Origin of the sequence: Yersinia enterocolitica, assembly GCA_002082245.2 — a bacterium.
GTDB classification, from domain to species: Bacteria; Pseudomonadota; Gammaproteobacteria; order Enterobacterales; family Enterobacteriaceae; genus Yersinia; species Yersinia enterocolitica_E.
The window spans coordinates 3,255,536-3,276,540 of the sequence record NBTC02000002.1 but is presented as its reverse complement, the minus strand read 5'-3'; the positions used below and the strand labels follow the sequence as shown (position 1 = coordinate 3,276,540).

The following is a 21,005-nucleotide window of genomic DNA, read 5'->3' as shown; positions in this document are numbered from 1 at the left end:
TGGCGCTCTTTCGACCTTATTACCTGAGTGAGTATGAGCGCAGAACCCCATCAGTTATACAGTCAGTTACCCGCAATAGATCGCCTGCTACGCGAGCCAGATGTTGCCCCTTTAGTGGCTGAATATGGCCCTGTTTTATTGACCGATATTTTGCGTCAAATGCAGGTTGAGGCTCGTGAATATATCCGCCAATTTCATTCACTGGCTGATTGGTGCAGTGACTGGCCAACAGCATTAAAGCAGCGTTTACATAGCCGCCAATCCGCGTTAAAACCCGTCTTTAACCTTTCCGGTACCGTATTGCATACCAACTTGGGCCGTGCCCCATTGGCTGAATCAGCTATTGCTGCGGTGAATGATGCGATGCGTGGCGCGGTAACACTGGAATACTCTCTGAGTGGTGCCGGGCGTGGCCATCGTGACCGGGCTATCGCCGATTTGCTGTGTGAGCTGACCGGTGCGGAAGATGCTTGTATCGTGAATAACAATGCTGCTGCGGTGTTTCTCATGCTGACGGTAATGGCGGCGGGGAAACAGGTAGTGGTTTCTCGCGGTGAGCTGGTGGAGATTGGTGGTGCTTTTCGTATCCCGGATGTGATGCGACAGGCGGGGTGTGAATTGGTCGAAGTGGGTACCACTAATCGCACGCACCTTAAAGATTACCGCCAAGCCATAAATGAACACACTGGCCTGCTGATGAAAGTGCATACCAGCAATTACAGTATTGAAGGTTTCACCGCCTCGGTTGCCGAAGCGCAACTCGCAACATTAGGCCATGAATTCTCCATCCCGACCGCCACCGATCTGGGCAGCGGTTCGTTGGTGGATATGACCCGCTATGGTTTGCCAGCAGAACCAATGCCACAGCAATTGATTGCAGCGGGTATCGATTTAGTCACCTTTTCGGGCGATAAACTGCTGGGTGGCCCACAGGCCGGGATTATTCTTGGCAAAAAACAGTGGATTGAGCAGCTACAGCAGCACCCACTTAAGCGGGTGTTACGCGCCGATAAAATGACGCTGGCCGCACTGGACGCCACCTTGCGTCTCTATCAGCAGCCAGACCGGTTGACAGAGTTGCTGCCAACCATGAGGTTACTCACCCGGCCAACACAGGTTATCGCCGAGAGTGCACAACGGGTATTGGGTGCTCTAACCGCTCGTTATGGCACCGATTTCACGCTGGCGGCAGAACCTTGCTGGTCGCAGATCGGTAGCGGTTCGCTACCGGTAGACCGTCTGGCCAGTTGGGCGGTAACGTTCGCACCAAAAGAGGGGCGTGGAAGTGCTCTGGAAGCCCTAACAGCGCGTTGGCGCGGTTTGGCTAAGCCGGTTATTGGCCGCGTGGCTGATGGGCGTTTGTGGCTCGATTTGCGTTGCCTGGAGGATGAGGCGGCGTTGCTCAGGGAATTGGCTCGATGATTATTGCAACAGCAGGCCATGTCGATCATGGCAAAACGACACTCTTACAGGCTATCACCGGGGTGAATGCGGATCGCCTGCCGGAAGAAAAACAGCGCGGCATGACCATTGATCTGGGTTATGCCTATTGGCCCCAGCCCGACGGCAGCGTTATGGGTTTTATCGATGTCCCCGGCCATGAGAAGTTTTTAGCCAATATGTTGGCGGGCGTGGGCGGTATTGATCATGCTTTGCTGGTGGTTGCCTGTGATGATGGTGTCATGGCACAAACCCGCGAGCATCTGGCGATTTTGCGCCTCAGCGGTCGCCCCACGTTGACCGTGGCACTGACCAAAGCTGATCGGGTTGATGATGAGCGTATCGAACAGGCTCGCCAGCAGGTGCTGGCAGAGCTGGCGGCACAGGGCTGGCAAGCAGAGCAAGTCACTTTGTTCGTGACGGCGGCGGCGACCGAGCGTGGCATTAACGAATTACGTGAACATCTGGCGCAATACCACCAACAAAATGCACAGCACAGCCGGTTACAGCGGCGCTTTCGTCTGGCTATCGATCGTGCATTCAGTGTGAAAGGGGCTGGCTTGGTGGTAACGGGCACGGCGTTGGCAGGTCAGGTGGAACTCGGTGATACCTTATGGCTCACCGGCGGCGACTGTCCGGTGCGGGTGCGTGGTATCCATGCCCAAAATCAAAATACATCACAGGCGCAAGCTGGCCAGCGTATCGCCCTGAATATCAGTGGCGATATCAGCAAACAACAGATCAACCGCGGTGACTGGCTATTAACGCAACAGCCGCCGCAGGCCACGGAGCGGGTACTTGTCATTGTGGATGCTGATACACCGATCCAACATTGGCAACCTTTACATCTGCATCATGCCGCCAGCCATATTACCGGGCGTTTTTCGCTGCTGACCAATCCACAACCTACCGACGAGAACCCCCAGCCGATACTTGCTGAACTGCTGTTGGATAACCCGCTATCGCTGGCTGAAAACGATCGTCTTATTCTGCGTGATATTGCGGCGAAGAAGACCTTGGGCGGTGCTCGGGTGATTCATCTGACGGCCCCCAAACGCGGCAAACGGCAACCTGCGTATTTATCTTGGTTAACCGCGCTGGCCCAGGCAGCCTCTGACCGTGAAGTGCTAGATTTACATCTGGCCCAAGGGCCGGTTTCTTTGTCTGACTTCAGTTGGGCACGCCAGCTAACTGAACGTGATATGGCGGACTTACTGGCGCAGACCGATAGCGTTGTCGCCGGTGATATCGCACTCTCGCGCCCTCATGCTCAGCAAGGGCAACAAACCTTATTACATGTCCTGTGCCTGTATCATCAACAGCATGGTGATCAGTTAGGATTAGGGCGGGCGCGCTTGCGGCGTATGGCGTTGCCAACGCTGGATGAAGGGCTGGTATTCCGTTTGATTGATGATCTGCTGGCTGAAGGGGCGCTAAAGAATACCCGTGGCTGGCTACATCTGCCAGCTCATGGCCTGGCATTTACTGCCGAGGAGCAGGTTCAGTGGCAGCAGGTCGCATCCTATTTTGCCGATGACCCTTGGTGGGTGCGCGATTTGGCGGCACAGATGCAGATTGAAGAAGGTGAGATGCGCACACTATTGCGCAAAGCGGCACAACTGGGCTATATCACAGCAATTGTTCCTGATCGCTACTATCGCAGCCAGCGTATTGAGCAATTCGCTGATTTGGTACGTGAGCTGGATGCCAGCCAGGGCAGCGCCTGTGCCTCAGATTTCCGCGATAGACTGGGTGTTGGCCGCAAACTGGCGATTCAAATCCTTGAATTCTTTGACCGCAGTGGGTTTACTCGCCGCCGAGGTAACGACCATTTGTTGCGTGACAGTGGGCTATTTCTTAATACATCTCCTAATATGTAATTTTTACGATATCCAGCGCATGAGATGTATTAATTGTTGGGTGCTGCTTTTGGCGCTAACCTAATTCGCAAGGATAGTTATATGGCGTGACAGCTTTTCAGCTTTAAAGTTACGCTAACAAAAATATTTAGCGGGAGAAAAGCGCTGCTTCTCTCCCGCTTTAAAACTACTCCGCAGTAACCGCCTCCGGCTGACGGCGAATAAATATCATCACCAAGCCCAGCCACAGCAAGCCACTGATCAGATTGAACAGGTTAAAGATACCGCTGTTGCCCCACAAGTAAGCGATTTTGGCAAACTCAATGCCGAAGGTGAATACCATCATACTGATCATCCCCATGGCGGCAGATACCGTACCTTTACTGATATCACTGGCGAACAGTGTCAACCGCACCAAACCGGCATTAGCCAAGCCAATACCAAAGGCATACAGGCTCAGTCCTGCCGTCATCCACAGATAAGCATGGGATGAATAGAGCGTTGAGCCTGCGGCAACCAGCAAGCCAATAATCATCGGACCGGCACCGTAGCGGATAAGACGTGGAATACTGGTTTTGCCGCTCAATCTCGCCAGTGTCAGATTACCAATAATCAGTGCGCCGAAAATGGGCACCTGCAAAACACCATATTCAACAGTGGATAGCTGCTCACCGCTGATCAAAATGACAGGTGATTGCGCAATCCACGCCAGCAATGGCAGGCTGGCAAAGCCTAACGCCAGGGAACCACACATGAAACGGCGGTTGGCGAGCACCAGCTTATAGTCATGCCACATCGCTGCCACTGACAGTTTCTCCCCTTTCAGAGCGGCGGTTTCCGGCATGGCGCGCCATAAGCCCACAAATGAAATGGCCCCCAGCACGGCAAATAGCACAAACATTGCCTGCCACGGAGCGACATGAATCAAGGCGGCCCCCGCCAGAGGGCCGAGTAATGGGGCAATCAAGGCGACATTGGCCATTAACGCGGTAATTTTAATACAGACCGCTTCTTCAAATGATTCCTGAATAGTGGCGTAACCGACGGCACCAATAAAGCATAAGCCGATCCCTTGCAGGAAGCGCATGGCGATGAACTGTTCGATACTATTGACCAGCAAGATGGCAAGGCATGTCACCACAAAGAATGCGACACCGAACAACATTACCGGGCGGCGCCCACGGCGGTCTGACAACGGCCCAAGTAACCATTGCAAGAACATCCCGCCAGCCAGATAGGCAGTCATAGAGGTCGGAACCCACTCAATACTGGCATTAAAATCAGCCACTACGGCGAGCATACCTGGCTGGATCATATCGTTAGCGATATAAGCGGCAAATTCGAACAATACTAAACAAAGAGGGAATAAAAGCGCCCGTCGACCTAAACGTGTCGCGGGTGAAAATGAAGTTTGCATAAATTAAGCTATTAATAATAAACGTAAAAAAGGATACGGCTCAGGCAGGGTGTGCATTCAAAGCGCGTCAGGTCGGTTATTTTGCCGTCAATAGAGGAATATGGCAATGCCAATTATTTTGGGGATACGTTAAATTTACGTTATTGTTTGCAACCTGATTATTGATGCCGTAAATAGATCAACGCTTTTAGTATGCTGACAGGTGATAGAGAGTATGCATGACCAATAAGATTGGCTGGATTGATAATTTGCGGGCGGTGGCCTGCATTATGGTGGTCATGATCCATGCCACAACCTATTACGTCACCAGTGGTGCTCAGGTGGGTGAGGCTAACTGGGATATTGCCAATCTGCTCAATTCTGCTTCTCGTGCCTGCGTGCCCCTGTTCTTTATGATCTCTGGTTATCTGTTTTTTGGTGAAAAAAGTGCACAGCAAAAGCACTTCACCCGAATTGGGCTATGCCTGCTGTTCTACAGTGTGATTGCCCTGATTTATATTTCGATCCTGACGCCGATCAACGGTTGGAGCTCACTACAGAATATCCTGCAAAAACCGGTGTTTTATCATCTGTGGTTTTTCTACGCCATTATCGTGGTTTATCTGGTATCACCACTGATTAATGTCAAACCGGTGTCAGGCCGCTATCTGGCGGTGGTGATTTTACTGCTGGCAGTGCTAGCCAATCCCCAAGCCAGCAAATATTCGATTGGCGGTTTCCATTTATTGCCAATCAACCTCTATATCTACGGTGATACTTTTTATTACTTGCTGTACGCGCTGTTGGGGCGGGCAATTGGAATGTTGGAAACCAAAGGCAGGGTGATCAGTTGGGGGGCGGCATTGCTGTTTATCACCAGCGTAATATTTATTGCCATCTCAACTGAAAAGCAGACGCGGATTAATGGCAGTTTTGCGGATACTTTCTATATGTATTGTGGCCCGCTGGTGTTCGTTGCGGCGGTATCACTGCTGGTGTGGTTTAAAAACTGCATGAACCAGCAAATTGGCTGGCTAAGCTGGCTCGCCGGGCATTCATTGGCGATTTACGGCTTCCACGCGCTCATTATTCACTTTATTCGCACCCATCATTACGATTTTACGGGTTATCCGATACTGGATATTTTCTATGTTTTCGCACTGGCTCTCGCCCTGAGCACTTTGCTATCCATGGGATTACAGCGCATTGACCGGCGGCGTCTGGTCAGTTAACCACGACCTGCCCACGCTGTTGTGCGCGCCGAAGCTGGCGGCCGGAGGAGAACCCGGCAGCCAGTGCGGCTTTCTCCAGATTAAACCCTTCTTGCAGGCGAACTTCGGCCACTGCGACTCGCAATTGTTCGTGAAATTCACGCACACTGATCCCGACATGTTCGCGGAATAATCGTGTTAAATGGCGGCTACTGACATGTGCTTTCTGCGCGACCTGAAGCAGTGACCATTCGGCTTCCGGTTCTGCCGACATCACATCCTGCGCGCGGTGTACGGCGGGATGCAGGTGATTGCGGTAACGTAACCAGGGGGAAAGCTGCGGATCATCGCCAGACCGTCGAAAATAAACCACCATTTCCCGTGCGACTTCTAATGCAGTTTGTGGGCTGCAATAGCGGCTAATCAGATGCAAAGAGAGATCAATACCCGCCGTAATTCCGGCGCTGGTATACACGCCACGGTCTTCAACAAAGATACGGTTTTCTTTGGTTTGTGCGGCGGGTGCCTGCTGACGTAATCGCTCAAGTACATTGTGATGAGTGGTGCATTGGTAGCCATCCAGTAGCCCCGCTTGTGCCGCCAGTAATGCACCGGAGCAGACACAAACCAAGATTATTTTTTGCTGTGTAATGGCTATTTTTTGCTGTTGTAACCAGTGACGGGCCACTGCGGCCGTTTCGGTTGCAAAGTAGTGGCGTGAGTCGCTCACTCCCGGCACGACCAGTAAACTGCCCTCTGGCAAGCGGTCAGGCAGTGGTTGTAACTGGCCTAGCACCATGTCGGTGGAAGCCGTCACTTGCGGCAATGGACTGATATAGAAGAGATTAAATGACCCTGCCAACCGTAAGGTTTCAGCCGGGCCAGTTAAATCCAGCGACAGCACGCCGGGAAGCAATAGGAAATAGACATTTCGTTGCATGGTTAATCCACAGTTACCGTCAGATAACGGTTCAGATAAGCCGGAATATCCGGGGTGTGCTGTAGCAAAGTAGCAACAAAAGCATCGCGTTCAAAGGCCATAACCTGCAAATCCCACACACAGAACGATTCATCCCGTGCCGCACGCCACACTCCCTGCTCTTGTACCCAGACTTTCACGCGCAATTCATTCTCATTGTCCCACCATCCAACAATCAGGTAATTCAGTGTTTTCCCCTGATGCTCAATCACAAAACCAATGCCTGGGCGGTTCACCGTTTCTGCTTCTTCAGGTAACCACTGCCCAACTAACTGATAAGCGGGGGCGTAATATGGTGTGTCACCTTGGGCCTGCGAGTAACGAATAACATAGCGCTTCAACTGCCACTGCTTAAGATATTTAACGTCAGCAGGGGTGATATCTCGTGGCAAATAAGGCTGTGGCTGCCAGTTTACTGTTTTTTCTGCAACCACCTCTGACGGCCGAGTATCCAGAGCATCCAGTGTTTTCGCAACGGTACGGATGGTGGCAAACCGATCGACTAACACGGTTTCAGTGCGCAGCTTTAATTCTTCGCTACTCAATACCACACCATTTGGCTGCATCATTGGGAAGGTTAGCGTAGCTTCAGTCACGAAGGTCACTTGATAACCTAAATCCGATGCCACACGGGCGGTGGTTTCACAGCATTGCTCAGTACGCATACCGGCAATAATTAGATGATCTATCTGCCTTTCCTTTAGCCACTGATCCAGACCTGAATCAGTCAGCGCGTTATGTACCCGCTTTTGTACGGTAACATCTGCCTGATGGGAAACCAGCGACATTGGTTTAACATAGCCTGACGCCAGTGAGAAAGGCCCTTCTGGGGCGACATGAAAAACATCGACCAGTGCCACTCCTCGCAGTTTACAGCCGGTAATTAATAGATTCAGTGCCGCCGAGAAGGCGGGTAAGTCTTGCTGCTGCCAAAAAGATTTATGTTCGAAAGATTGTTGAACATCAATAATCAGTAATGCGCTGTTAGTCATTTCCGGCCCTCCGCCGTATGGATGTAGCTCAATCATGGGCTGGTTTTAACTAGAGCGGAATGCCAAATCCGGCCATCATAGGGTGTAAAAGGGACCAGTTAACCATTTGTTTATACCCCTTATGCTTCAACTTGCTGGTGTATTAGTTGTGCTAGCCTGCATTTTGCAATCTCGGGATATATATCATTTGGTTTCCAACATCTTTTTTATCGACAAAATTTGACATTAAAAATGTATTCATTGCTTATTATATACAATTTGAATTAATTAAAAGAATAGTTCTATTGATGGCGTATGAATATATTCCTATATTTTGTAGGATTTTTCCTTCAACATTGTTGATATCTCTGATTTGTCGAATAAACACAGATAAGATTTATTGCTGATATTATAAAAATATTTGAAGTATAACCTTGCTTAGTCAAGCCTATTTGGCATAAATAACTGGGTTTTGATCATAAACATGGCATAAAACACCAAATAAATTATATATAACGATCGATTTGGCCGATAAATTCGTATTTACTAGATAAAAAGATCGCGTATAGTCCTACCCATGTCCAGTCGGGGCGAGAACAGCCAGATAATATAAATACATGGGAGTTTATAAAGTATCGGTTACTATTTAATATAAATTACACTTTGATGATTATAATTTAAATATTGAGGATTAATTCTGGAATTTTTATTCTGGAATGCATTCCTATAATTAAATTTTAGTGTCATTTTGTGATTTCATCTTATTGCATTTTTACTTTCATGTTTTTTATTTATTTTATCGTGGTTATAGCCATCGGTAATGACGTGAGCCGTTGATGGCATTCCATCAGCGTATTCTTTAAATATGGTGTCTAAATAAAGGTTTTTTAATATGTCTAATTTTAAGAAAAGTGCATTGATTATTGCGTTGGCGTCTTCTGCTTTCATTTCCCAAGCATTTGCTGCAGATGAAGGTAATGGCCGTATTCATTTTACCGGTACTGTTATTAATGCACCATGCTCTATCGCGCCGAACTCTACTGATATCAGCGTAGATATGGGGCAGGTAGCGAATAAATTACTGGAAACCGGTAATAAATATTCTCAGAACGTTCAGTACAACATTGATCTGCAAGATTGCGATCTGACTGAACAAACCGCAGGTTCAGTAACTTACCCTGCAATGTCTAAAGTTACCGTAACTTTCGGCGGCGTTTCTGATGCAACCTCTCCAGCATTGCTGGCAAACACCGGTAGCGCAGGTGGTGCAGGTATTCGTCTGATCGACACTAACGGCGCATTGCTGAAAGTGGGTGATACCGGTGCTGATGTTAATCTGGTAACTGGCCCGAATCAGATAGTATTCGCAGCGCGCGTTGAAGCAACTGGCGCACCTGTAACAACCGGTACTATCGTGTCCCAGGCTACTTACGCGCTGAACTATAAATAAAATTACCCTTCGTACTTGGCGTTGCAGCAGCGTTAGCGGCACTTGTTTGCTGCTTTGCTGAAACACCAATTACTTTGGGTCATACCCTGCTTATTTGACGTTACAGCGGCGTATGTAGCTTCAATTTAAGGGGAGGATACTCCCCTTTATTAATACTTTGCCATAAGACAGTGATTTATTTATGCAATATAAATCTAGAAGAAAAGAAATGATCTTTCGAATGGTGCAAATATTAACATTGGCAGGTTTGAGTTTATTATTGCCTGGAATGGCTGCAGCAGTAGAGTTTAATACCAATATTATCGATGCAAAAGATCGCAGTAATATCGATCTGTCTCGTTTTGAGGTTGATGATTATACCCCTCCTGGTGATTATCTGCTTGATGTCCTGATTAATGGCCGGCTGTTACCTGAGCGCTACCTGATACCCTATTTACCTGTCGATGATGGGAAATTAACTAAATTATGCCTGTCTCCAGATTTAGTTGATCTGCTAGGGTTAGCTCCGGCTGTGCGTGAGTCGCTGACATTATGGAATGATGGCAAGTGTGTCTCTATTGATCAAAAAGAAGAAATTACGGCAAATTACGATAAAGAAAAACAATATTTAATTATCTCTATTCCACAAGCATGGTTAGCTTACAGTGATCCTAATTGGGTGCCGCCTTCTCAATGGGATGATGGCATTCCCGGCGCTATATTGGATTACAACCTGTTTGGTAATCGTTATGCGCCGAAAAGTGGTAGTAGTAGCACTAATTTTAGCAGCTACGGAACTGCGGGCGCCAATATGGGGCCATGGCGTATCCGTGCTGATTACCAATATATCAATAATGAAACAGAAGGCTCGCACTACAGTAATTTTGACTGGTCACAAGTGTATGCATTTCGGGCTATCCCAGCGATAGGGGCTAAATTTATTGGTGGTCAAACCTATCTCAGCTCCAGTATTTTCGATTCATTTCGTTTTCTGGGGGCATCACTTTCCAGTGATGAGCGGATGTTGCCACCGACACTGCGTGGCTATGCACCGCAAGTGATCGGCATTGCTCGCACCAATGCCAGAGTCATTCTGAGCCAAAATGGCCGTACCCTTTACCAAACCAACGTTGCTCCGGGGCCGTTTGTTATTCAAGATATTAGTGAGGCGGTACAGGGCAATATTGATGTCCGCGTGGAAGAGGAAGATGGTCGTGTAACCACTTTCCAAGTTAGCGCCGCAACCGTACCATTTTTAACCCGCAAAGGTGCCATCCGCTATAAAACGGCTTTGGGCCGTCCGATGCAGGGCAGCAATAACGCGGTAAGTGATCCGACTTTCTTTAATGGTGAGTTTTCATGGGGGGCATTTAATGATGTTTCCTTGTATGGCGGAGTGATTGCGACGTCACAGGACTACACCGCGATAGCCATGGGTGCTGGGCAAAATTTACATGATTTCGGTGCGCTGTCTGTCGATGTTACACATTCCCGCTCTCAGTTACCGCATGAAGGGAAGCAGAGTGGTGAAAGCTACCGGGTTAACTATTCCAAGCGTTTTGACCAGACTAATAGCCAGATTACCTTTGCCGGATACCGTTTTTCCGAAAAGAACTTTATGAGCATGAGCCAGTATTTGGATCGGCTAAATGGCAATAATTATCTACAAAATGATAAGCAAACATACACCGTGACCGCGAACCAATATTTGGCCTGGCCGGATATCACTATGTACTTATCTGCTACCCATAAAACTTACTGGAATGATGTATCCAGTAATAATTACGGTGTTTCTGTCAGCAAAATTTTTGATATTGGCTCTTTTAAAGGCATTTCGACGACAATCTCTGCCAATAAAGTGAAATACCAGTATGAAAGCGAAAATCAGGTGTTCTTCTCATTCAGCGTCCCGATTGGTGTTGGGCAGCAGGTCAGTTATGACGCGCAACGTGATAAGAACAACGGCTACTCGCAGAATATCTCCTATTTCAACAGCCAGGACCCGAGGAATATCTGGCGTGTCAGCGCCGGGGGCGCCAGCCCTGAAATACAGCAAGGAAATGGCGTGTTCCGTGGTGGCTATCAGCATAGCTCCCCTTATGGTGAGTTTGGTGTCGATGCCAGCCATAAAAATAATGAATATAACTCGTTGAATACCAACTGGTATGGCTCGATAACCGCGACTGCGAAGGGTGTTTCAGCTCACCAGAATAAATCGGGTAATGAGCCAAGAATAATGATTGATACCGGCAATGTTTCAGGTGTGTCATTGAATAATAATTCGGCGATTACCAATCGGTTTGGTGTGGCAGTGGTAAATGGCGTTACCAGTTATCAGCAGTCAGACGTTCGGGTTGATGTGCAAAGCCTGCCGGAAGATATTGAAGTCTATAGTACTGTTATTCAAAAAACCCTAACCGAAGGTGCTATTGGTTACCGTGAAATTAGGGCAGTAAAAGGTCAGCAAATTATGGCCATAATCCGCCTCAATGACGGTAGTTTCCCACCACTTGGGTCATCGGTTATTGCTGATAAAACCGGAGCCGAGGTAGGTATTTTAGGCGAAAGTGGCTTGGCCTATTTGGCTGGCTTAGAAGATGCCGGGAAACTGACGGTTCAGTGGGGCAAAAAGCAGTGCAAGATAGTATTGCCGGAAAATAACGGCATGAATTCAGGGAAAATTCTACTTCCTTGTCAGTAGGTTAGGCAGCAATATGGAAAAATATTAATTAAAATAGTTTATTGACCGAAAACTATTATTGACCGTAAATTATTTTTTACCCAAAACTGTTGCTTACTTAAAGCAGTTATTCACAGCATAACGATCTAATTTAGAGCGGAACAGAAAATGAAAGACCTTAATAACATGATGCTGGTTAGGAAGAACCAGCAGATAAATAATGCCATAGTAGGGATTGCCTTATTGCTTACCACGATGGTCAGTGAGGCGGCGATTAATCTTGACCGGACACGGATTATCTTCAACAGCAGCGATAAATCAGCCAGTGTTATTTTGCAAAATCAGAGTAAAACATCACCTTATTTAGCGCAATCATGGTTAGAAAATGCCGCTGGCCAGAAAGTAGATAACCCATTGGTTGCTTTACCGCCAATGCAGCGGATTAATGCCGGCCAAAAAAGTCAGGTGCGCATTATGAAACTGCCTGATGCTGATAAATTAGCTACAGATCGCGAGACGCTATTCTATTTCAACGTGCGGGAAGTACCACCAAAAAGTGAAATGACCAACGTGGTACAAATTGCGATTCAAAATAGAGTGAAGCTATTTTACCGCCCTACGGCGATAAAAGCAGATTATAACGAGGTCTGGCAGGAAAAATTACAGATTAGTAAGCAAGGTGAAAGTCTAAAAATTCATAACCCGACACCGTATTACATCACGTTAGGGTATTTAAGCCAGGATAATCGCGGTAATTTCCCCGGTTTCGATAGCCTAATGATCGCGCCTTTTGGTACTGAGATTGCCAAGACGCCAGGTTATAGTGGCAGTCGTTATAGCATTGGTTATATGGATGATTTTGGTGGCATGGTCATCCGTATTTTTAACTGCTCGGCTGTTGATTGCCAAATTCAACCTGCGGAAAAGAAAAAGTAATGCGCGCAGCCTGTTCCGGTACCGGTAAAGGAATGACAATGACTCATGCTATGTTAAATAAAATGGGCCGGATGGGTGGCTCGGTAGTTATTTTATTGGTGACGCTGCTGTTATCGCAGGCGGCCTATGCCCTTGATTGTGTTGAAAAGGGAACCGGTATTGTGATTAAGCCTGCGATACCTATCGGGCAATTAGCGATACCATCGAATGTTGCGGCAGGGACGAAAGTCTGGGAATCGAACGATATTACTGTTACAGCCTATTGCGATAACGTATTAGGCTCGACGGTTGACCAAGTGTGGTTCTATTTTAACCCGCTACATCAATCGTTGGGGCAGGGGTTGCAATTAGGTGTCAGTTATAATGGGCAGGATTTAGAAACTAACGCGGCCCGTTTAAATACCAATTCCTCTCCGATTGTTAAAGGGCAAAACGTTACCGTTACGGTGACTTTCCGGCTATATATTAAAGTGACCGGTAACCCACCTTCGAGCGGTTATTATGTGGGTGCAGATAACTTCACGGTATTCCAACTTGATGGTTCAACTGGGCTGAATCTGACCTCTGGGGCAAAGAACTTGCGCTATGCCTTATCAGGGTTAACGGGAGTACGGTTTATTGCCTGCGGTGCAGACTTGGTGGTATATCCAGAATCGCAAATCGTGAATTTTGGCGTATTCAATAAAGCGTTGCTACAAAATAGCGGCAATAATATTAGTCAGCCGTTTTCCATTACCGCAGTCAAACAAGGTTGCTTGTCCAATTTTTCTATTCAGGCGCAGTTCTCAACCACGAATCCGTTAGTGGGTGATAATGCCATTGATATGCAAAACGGCACGAAATTGACGATTTATAATGATGCCAGTCAGGCGATTGTATATAACCGTTATAACGAGTTCGCACAGTTGAACGATGTGAGTCAGGTGACAAAAAATTATACTGCCAGCCTGAATGCTATTGCCGGGCAATCAGTGAAATTAGGCCAATTTGATGCCACAGCCATCGTGAAAATCAACTATTACTAATACGCTCAGGGCTGAGGGGTATTACTCGCCAGCCCTGAGGTGTTATTTACTCACATAACGGCAGTAATTGCTGATAGAGCTTTTTGAAGATTGTCCGTTGAGCAGTGTAATAGTGATGGCGATCTGTATCAGGTAAATGGGTTTGTTCCAATATCAGTTCAGGTAATAAGTCCGCTAATGGCGTTTCTGGGTTCAGTGCAATTTGAGCCAACCGGGCTGCGCCCAACGCTGGGCCGATATCCCCCCCGGTACGATATTCCAGCGTTTGGCCACTGATATCAGCCAACATTTGCCGCCAATAGGCACTGCGAGCCCCCCCGCCAATCAATGTGACTGATGTCGGCTGCAATCCGCTGGCATGCACCGCATCCATCCCATCAGCTAAAGCAAATCCCACCCCTTCTAACACCGCACGGGCTAAATCTGCCCTGCCATGTTGGTGGGTAAAGCCCCAGAATGCCCCTTTAGCATTGGGGTTATTATGGGGAGTCCGTTCGCCAGAAAGGTAGGGTAAGAACCATACCGGGGTAGCCGCTGGCGGTGCTTTCTCCACTTCTGCTATCAGTGCAGGAACATTATCGACGCCGGTGAGTTGGCAAGCCCAGTCAAGACAGGATGCGGCACTTAGCATCACCGACATCAGGTGCCAGGTATGTGGTAATGCATGGCAAAAACTATGAACTGCGCTGGCGGGGTTGCTGAGAAAACCGTCACTGACGGCAAAATAGACGCCGGAGGTACCCAGCGACAACATCGCCTGTCCGGTCTGATACAGACCAACACCAATAGCACCGGCAGCATTATCACCACCTCCGGCCACTACCGGAATGGTGTTGATACCCCAGCGGTGGGCAATAGCTGTACTGACATGGCCGGTAATCTGGCTGCCTTCAAACAGTGCTGGCATGTGCTGGCGGTTTAAACCGCAGGCGGCCAACATCTCATCACTCCAGTCACGCTGCGCGACATCCAGCCACATAGTACCGGCGGCATCGGACATATCGCTGGCGAAATCACCACTGATCAGAAAACGAAGATAATCTTTTGGTAACAGTACCTTATCAATACGATTAAAAATATCTGGCTCATGCTCAGCCAGCCATTTCAGTTTTGGTGCGGTAAACCCGGGCATCATCAGATTACCTGTAATCTGGCGCGACTCGGGTACTGCTTGCTCCAGTGCCTGACATTGGGCAAAACTGCGGCCATCATTCCATAGAATGGCTGGGCGCAGCACCTGATGTTGTTTATCCAGTAAGGTTGCGCCGTGCATTTGCCCGGTTAACCCAAGGGCTTTTACCTGCTGCAAATCATGTGCTGCGGCCAGAGCCTGCATGGCCTGATCGGTTGCCTGCCACCAGTCAGCTGGGTTTTGTTCCGACCACAACGGGCGTGGGCGCGAGACGGATAAAGCGGCACTTTGGCTCGCAACTACTTGCCCGTTTTCGGCCAGTAGAATTGCTTTGACGCCGGAGGTGCCCAAGTCGATGCCAAGGTACATATACCTTCCTTATAGGTGAGATTGGGGCAGCGGGTGCCCCATCTTAAACATCAGCCGAATAAATAGCGGTTAACCAGATTTTCTAACTGCTCCTGATGACCACTCTGATGTTGCGGATTCAGGTTATGCTGTTCGGCATAGCGTGCCAGCTCTTCCAGCGACAGTTTACCTTGCAGAATTTGCTGACCCATCTCAGTATTCCAACCGGCATAGCGCTTGGCAACGCGTTGATCCAACTGACCATCTTCAATCATTTTGGCGGCAACTTTCAGTGCCAGCGCCATGGTATCCATCGCCCCAATATGGCCATAGAACAGGTCATATTTATCGGTACTTTGGCGGCGTACTTTTGCATCAAAGTTCAGCCCACCGGTAGTAAAACCACCCGCTTTGAGGATCTCAAACATCACCAACGCATTTTCTTCTACACTGTTTGGAAACTGATCGGTATCCCAGCCCAACTGTGGATCACCACGGTTAGCATCTACTGAACCGAAAATACCTAAGGCAATAGCACTGGCGATTTCGTGATGGAACGAGTGGCCCGCCAATGTGGCATGGTTGGCCTCAATATTTACTTTAATCTCTTTTTCCAGCCCAAACTGCTTGAGGAAGCCATAAACGGTAGCCACGTCATAGTCGTACTGATGCTTGGTGGGCTCCTGTGGCTTAGGTTCAATTAATAGCGTGCCCTGGAAACCGGTTTTATGTTTGTGCTCCACCACCATCTGCATAAAGCGGCCAATCTGCTCGCGTTCCTGGCGCAAATCGGTGTTTAACAGTGTTTCGTAGCCCTCACGCCCGCCCCATAACACATAGTTTTCACCGCCGAGTTTTTTGGTGGCATTCATGGCAGTAAAGACTTGAGTTGCAGCCCAACTAAAGACTTCTGGATCAGGGTTAGTGGCTGCCCCCGCGCCATAGCGTGGATGGGTAAAGCAGTTAGCTGTACCCCATAATAATTTTACGCCGCTGCTCTCTTGTTTCTCGGCCAATACCTCGGTCATAACGGCAAAATTATTAAGATACTCTTTCATTGACGCGCCTTCTGGCGAGACATCGATATCATGGAAGCAGTAATAAGGCACATTCAGTTTATGAAAGAATTCAAATGCGACATCGGCTTTGCGTTTTGCCAGAGCCAGTGCATCCCCCGGATGCTGCCACGGGCGATCAAAGGCATTGCTGCCAAACATATCGGCCCCGCCCCAGCAGAAGGTATGCCAATAACAGGCCGCAAACCGGAGGTGGTCGGCCATTCGCTTACCAAGAATAATTTCATCCGGGTTGTAATGATGAAATGCCAGCGGGTTAGCGCTCTGGCTGCCTTCGTAACGCACTTGTTCTAATTCATCAAAATAAGATTGCATGCAATACTCCTTGGAAGCTGGCCCCGCTTTTGCCGGGCTGATGAGCTTTTATCTTCGGAGTTGTTAGCGATTCTCTCAATTACGTTATTTCACACTTAAATTCAGAGAATTATTAATTGTGGTGTAGATCTCATAAATAACCGCTTAATTATAAAAATGCTTAGATATTCATTACACGGATAACATCCCGTAATGGAATTATGCATTTTATGAGGAAGAAAACATGATCGTTATCATAAAATTAACATTAAACCAAAAAACATAATTGGCGGATGAAAATCTGTAATTGCCGATGTGCAAATAAGCGTCAACAATCCCTATTGCAGTCGATGTTTACCGTTTCTCTTACCCTGCTTGCACAATAAGAAAGGTACCGAAAGATGAAATTTAAGAACATTTTACTCTCCGCATGTGCCGCTCTGGTGATGATTAGCCAGCCCGGATTTAGTAAAGAAATTAAAATCGGTATGGCGATAGATGATCTCCGCCTGGAACGTTGGCAGAAAGACCGCGACATTTTTGTTAACAAAGCTGGATCACTTGGCGCTAAAGTATTTGTGCAATCTGCAAATGGCAATGAAGAAACACAGATGTCACAAATAGAAAATATGATTAATCGTGGCGTTGATGTGTTAGTTATTATTCCCTATAACGGTCAAGTATTAAGTAACGTTATCGCCGAGGCTAAACGGGAAGGGATAAAGGTATTAGCGTATGATCGTATGATAAATAACGCTGATATTGATTTTTATATCTCATTTGATAATGAAAAAGTGGGTGAGTTGCAGGCGAAAAGCCTGGTTGAGCGGGTGCCGCAAGGCAATTACTTCCTGATGGGTGGGTCACCCGTCGACAACAATGCCAAGTTGTTCCGCCAAGGGCAAATGACAGTGCTTAATCCACTGATAAAAGAGGGGAAAATAAAAATTGTCGGTGATCAGTGGGTTGATGCCTGGTTACCAGAAAATGCCTTGAAAATTATGGAGAATGCACTCACTGCCAACAATAACAAGATTGATGCTGTGGTGGCATCCAATGATGCAACTGCTGGCGGGGCAATTCAGGCGTTAGCCGCACAAGGGTTGGCAGGGAAGGTGGCTATTTCCGGTCAGGATGCTGATTTGGCTGCAATAAAACGAATTGTTGCGGGTACGCAAACCATGACCGTATATAAACCAATCAGTAAATTAGCCAATGATGCGGCAGAAATTGCAGTCACCCTGGGTAAAGGTGAGGAACCAAAAGCCAACAGTAAATTAAATAATGGTATAAAAGATGTTCCTGCTTATTTATTAACACCGATTCAAGTTGATAAAAGCAATATTGATAGCACTATCATAGCCGACGGATTCCACAAAAAAGCAGATGTTTATTGATTGGCATATTGCTGATTGGACTTTGTAATAAACGGCCAGTTATTTAATTTATTAACATGGCCGTTATTTAATGTAGCCGCAATGCTATAAAATCAGCAGTATTAAGGAGGGGTTATGCCCTACCTGCTAGAAATGAAAAATATTACTAAGCAATTCGGTGTGGTTAAAGCCGTAGATAATATCAGCCTGACATTAGAGGCCGGACAAATATTATCGTTATGTGGTGAAAACGGTTCGGGGAAATCCACACTAATGAAAGTGTTATGTGGTATTTATTCCACCGGTTCTTATCAGGGAGAAATATTTTTTTCAGGCGAAATGTTACAGGCCAAAAATATTCGTGAAACAGAGCAAAAGGGCATTGCGATAATTCATCAGGAACTGGCGTTAGTGAAACAGATGTCGGTGCTGGAAAACATGTTCCTCGGTTCCGAATGGGGGCGCTTCGGCATTATGGATTACGATGCCATGTATTTACGCTGCCAGCGGATGTTGGCACAGGTCAAACTGGTCGTCGACCCTCACACTCCCGTCGGTGAGTTGGGCCTTGGGCAGCAACAGCTCGTTGAAATTGCGAAAGCGCTGAATAAACAAGTGCGGCTACTGGTATTAGATGAACCTACCGCCTCACTGACTGAAAGTGAAACCGCTATTTTGCTGGATATTATCCGTGACCTGCGAAACCACGGTATTGCCTGTATCTATATCTCGCATAAATTGAATGAAGTCAAAGCGATATCCGATCATATCTGTGTGATCCGCGATGGTCGTCATATTGGTACCCGCCCGGCGGCGACCATGAGCGAAGATGACATTATCGCTATGATGGTAGGCCGCGAACTGAAAGAGCTTTACCCCCATGAAGCCCACCATATTGGCGAAGAAATTCTACGGGTGGAAAATCTCTGTGCCTGGCATCCGGTCAACCGCCATATTCGCCGGGTCGATGAGGTCTCTTTCGTGTTGAAACGTGGCGAGATTCTAGGTGTTGCCGGGTTGGTAGGCTCAGGTCGAACCGAAACAGTGCAATGTCTGTTCGGCGTCTATCCGGGCCGTTGGCAGGGAGATATTTTTATTGATGGTAAACCGGTGACCATCAACACGTGTCAGCAGGCGATGAAATTGGGCATTGCGATGGTGCCAGAAGATCGCAAAAAAGACGGCATCGTACCGGTGATGGGGGTGGGCGCGAATATCACACTGGCGGCCTTGGATGATTTTACCGGTGCTTTTAGCATGCTGGATGATGCCAAAGAGCAATCCACCATTGCGCAGTCTCTGGCGCGGTTAAAGGTCAAAACCTCTTCATCAGAGCTGGCGATTGCCCGCCTTAGCGGTGGTAATCAGCAAAAAGCGATTCTGGCTAAATGCCTGTTACTGAACCCGAAAATTTTGATTCTCGATGAGCCAACTCGTGGTATAGACATCGGCGCAAAATATGAAATCTATAAACTTATCAATCAATTGGTCCAGCAGGGAATTGCGGTCATTGTGATTTCTTCTGAATTGCCGGAGGTTTTGGGATTAAGTGATCGGGTGTTGGTCATGCATCAGGGGCGCATCAAAGCTGATCTCATTAACCATAACCTGACCCAAGAAAAGGTCATGGAAGCCGCACTCAGGAGTGAAACCCATGTCGCAAGCTAATCAGTCTGAACTGAATACACCAGAAAATGGCGTTAAAAAGCCACTATTTCGGCTAAAATCAGTTAATTTGCAAGTTTTTGTCATGTTGGCCGCTATTGCCATTATTATGCTGTTTTTCACTTTTACCACTGAAGGGGCCTATCTCAGCGCCAGAAATATCTCGAATCTTCTGCGCCAAACGGCGATCACCGGCATCTTGGCGGTGGGGATGGTGTTTGTCATTATCTCAGCGGAGATTGATCTGTCGGTCGGTTCGATGATGGGGTTGCTGGGCGGTGTGGCCGCGATTTTTGATGTGTGGCTTGGCTGGCCGTTACCGCTAACCATTGTGGTTACGCTAGGCTTGGGGCTAGTACTGGGGGCATGGAACGGTTGGTGGGTTGCCTATCGCAAAGTTCCTTCATTTATTGTCACCCTTGCCGGAATGCTGGCTTTCCGTGGCATCTTAATCGGTATTACCAACGGCACCACGGTATCGCCAACCAGTAATGCGATGTCACAAATCGGCCAAAGCTACCTGCCTAATGGATTCGGTTTTGGTATCGGGGCGATTGGCCTGATGTTGTTTGTGGCCTGGCAATGGCGTCGGCGTAGTCACCGTATTCGGCTGGGTTTGCCGGTTGCGGCACCCCAGGGAGATGTTACTCGCCAATCTATTACTGCTGTAATAGTTCTTGGGGCTATATATTTATTGAATGATTATCGTGGTGTCCCTACCCCGGTATTAATTCTTACGGCGCTGATGCTGGCCGGTATATTTATGGCTACCCGGACTGCTTTTGGTCGCCGGATCTACGCCATTGGCGGCAATATCGATGCAGCCCGTTTATCTGGGGTCAATGTAGAACGCACCAAACTGGCGGTATTTGCTATCAATGGATTGATGGTGGCAATAGCCGGTCTGATTCTTAGTTCCCGCCTGGGGGCGGGTTCACCTTCTGCGGGTAATATTGCCGAATTGGATGCCATCGCAGCTTGTGTGATTGGTGGTACCAGCCTTGCAGGGGGTATCGGCAGTGTTGCTGGTGCCGTGATGGGCGCATTTATTATGGCTTCTCTCGACAATGGGATGAGCATGCTGGATGTGCCGACTTTCTGGCAGTACATTGTCAAAGGTGCGATTTTGTTGCTGGCTGTATGGATGGATTCCGCGACCAAACGCCGGGTTTAACCCTATCTTTTTGC

15 protein-coding genes are annotated in these 21,005 nt (G+C 47.8%); 10 read left to right on the top strand and 5 right to left on the bottom strand.

Going from position 1 to position 21,005, the window contains the following annotated elements; translation table 11 throughout:
* Positions 1–33 precede the first annotated feature (33 nt).
* Positions 34–1,422, top strand: a complete 1,389-nt coding sequence (locus tag A6J66_016460) for an L-seryl-tRNA(Sec) selenium transferase (GenBank protein PNM25627.1) — start codon at positions 34–36, stop codon at positions 1,420–1,422.
* Complete coding sequence (locus tag A6J66_016455; GenBank protein ID PNM25626.1) at positions 1,419–3,320, top strand: selenocysteinyl-tRNA-specific translation elongation factor SelB; 1,902 nt, start codon at positions 1,419–1,421, stop codon at positions 3,318–3,320. Before A6J66_016460 ends, A6J66_016455 begins: the two co-directional genes overlap by 4 nt.
* A 166-nt stretch (positions 3,321–3,486) precedes the next feature.
* Here the strand turns inward: A6J66_016455 and A6J66_016450 are convergent, their stop codons facing one another.
* Complete coding sequence (locus A6J66_016450; GenBank protein ID PNM25625.1) at positions 3,487–4,716, bottom strand: multidrug transporter MdfA; 1,230 nt, start codon at positions 4,714–4,716, stop codon at positions 3,487–3,489.
* Positions 4,717–4,934: 218 nt separating this feature from the next.
* On the opposite strand from A6J66_016450, the gene A6J66_016445 reads away from it, so the two are divergent.
* Entirely contained in the window at positions 4,935–5,927 is a 993-nt protein-coding gene (locus tag A6J66_016445) for an O-acetyltransferase (protein PNM25624.1), read from the top strand.
* Here A6J66_016445 and A6J66_016440 read toward each other — a convergent pair.
* On the bottom strand, positions 5,920–6,846 hold the full coding sequence (locus tag A6J66_016440) for an AraC family transcriptional regulator (protein ID PNM25623.1): 927 nt from the start codon (positions 6,844–6,846) through the stop codon (positions 5,920–5,922). The genes A6J66_016445 and A6J66_016440 overlap by 8 nt on opposite strands.
* A 2-nt stretch (positions 6,847–6,848) precedes the next feature.
* Positions 6,849–7,913 (bottom strand): isochorismatase, encoded by a 1,065-nt coding sequence (locus tag A6J66_016435; GenBank protein PNM25622.1) that lies wholly within the window; start codon positions 7,911–7,913, stop codon positions 6,849–6,851.
* 835 nt (positions 7,914–8,748) lie between these two features.
* Here A6J66_016435 and A6J66_016430 point away from each other — a divergent pair.
* From A6J66_016430 to A6J66_016415, 4 genes are all read left to right on the top strand, one after another.
* Positions 8,749–9,306 carry a fimbrial protein gene (locus A6J66_016430; protein ID PNM25621.1) on the top strand — a complete coding sequence of 186 codons (558 nt, stop codon included), beginning with the start codon at positions 8,749–8,751 and terminating at the stop codon, positions 9,304–9,306.
* A 181-nt stretch (positions 9,307–9,487) separates the two neighbouring features.
* Entirely contained in the window at positions 9,488–11,986 is a 2,499-nt protein-coding gene (locus A6J66_016425) for a fimbrial protein (protein ID PNM25620.1), read from the top strand.
* 147 nt (positions 11,987–12,133) lie between these two features.
* Positions 12,134–12,901, top strand: coding sequence for a molecular chaperone (locus A6J66_016420; protein PNM25619.1), 768 nt, complete (start codon positions 12,134–12,136; stop codon positions 12,899–12,901).
* 38 nt (positions 12,902–12,939) lie between these two features.
* Complete coding sequence (locus A6J66_016415; GenBank protein PNM27050.1) at positions 12,940–13,926, top strand: hypothetical protein; 987 nt, start codon at positions 12,940–12,942, stop codon at positions 13,924–13,926.
* Between the two features lie 46 nt (positions 13,927–13,972).
* Here A6J66_016415 and xylB read toward each other — a convergent pair whose 3' ends face one another.
* Both xylB and xylA read right to left on the bottom strand, forming a co-directional pair.
* Positions 13,973–15,427, bottom strand: a complete 1,455-nt coding sequence (xylB, locus tag A6J66_016410; GenBank protein PNM25618.1) for a xylulokinase — start codon at positions 15,425–15,427, stop codon at positions 13,973–13,975.
* A 50-nt stretch (positions 15,428–15,477) separates the two neighbouring features.
* A complete protein-coding gene (gene xylA, locus A6J66_016405; protein ID PNM25617.1) occupies positions 15,478–16,797 on the bottom strand; it encodes a xylose isomerase in 1,320 nt (439 codons plus the stop codon).
* A gap of 380 nt (positions 16,798–17,177) precedes the next feature.
* On the opposite strand from xylA, the gene xylF reads away from it, so the two are divergent.
* From xylF to A6J66_016390, 3 genes are all read left to right on the top strand, one after another.
* Positions 17,178–18,173, top strand: a complete 996-nt coding sequence (gene xylF / locus A6J66_016400) for a D-xylose ABC transporter substrate-binding protein (protein PNM25616.1) — start codon at positions 17,178–17,180, stop codon at positions 18,171–18,173.
* 114 nt (positions 18,174–18,287) lie between these two features.
* Complete coding sequence (locus tag A6J66_016395; protein ID PNM25615.1) at positions 18,288–19,820, top strand: xylose ABC transporter ATP-binding protein; 1,533 nt, start codon at positions 18,288–18,290, stop codon at positions 19,818–19,820.
* Positions 19,807–20,991 carry a sugar ABC transporter permease gene (locus A6J66_016390; protein PNM25614.1) on the top strand — a complete coding sequence of 395 codons (1,185 nt, stop codon included), beginning with the start codon at positions 19,807–19,809 and terminating at the stop codon, positions 20,989–20,991. The genes A6J66_016395 and A6J66_016390 overlap by 14 nt, the downstream gene beginning before the upstream one ends.
* The last annotated feature ends 14 nt before the right edge of the window (positions 20,992–21,005 follow it).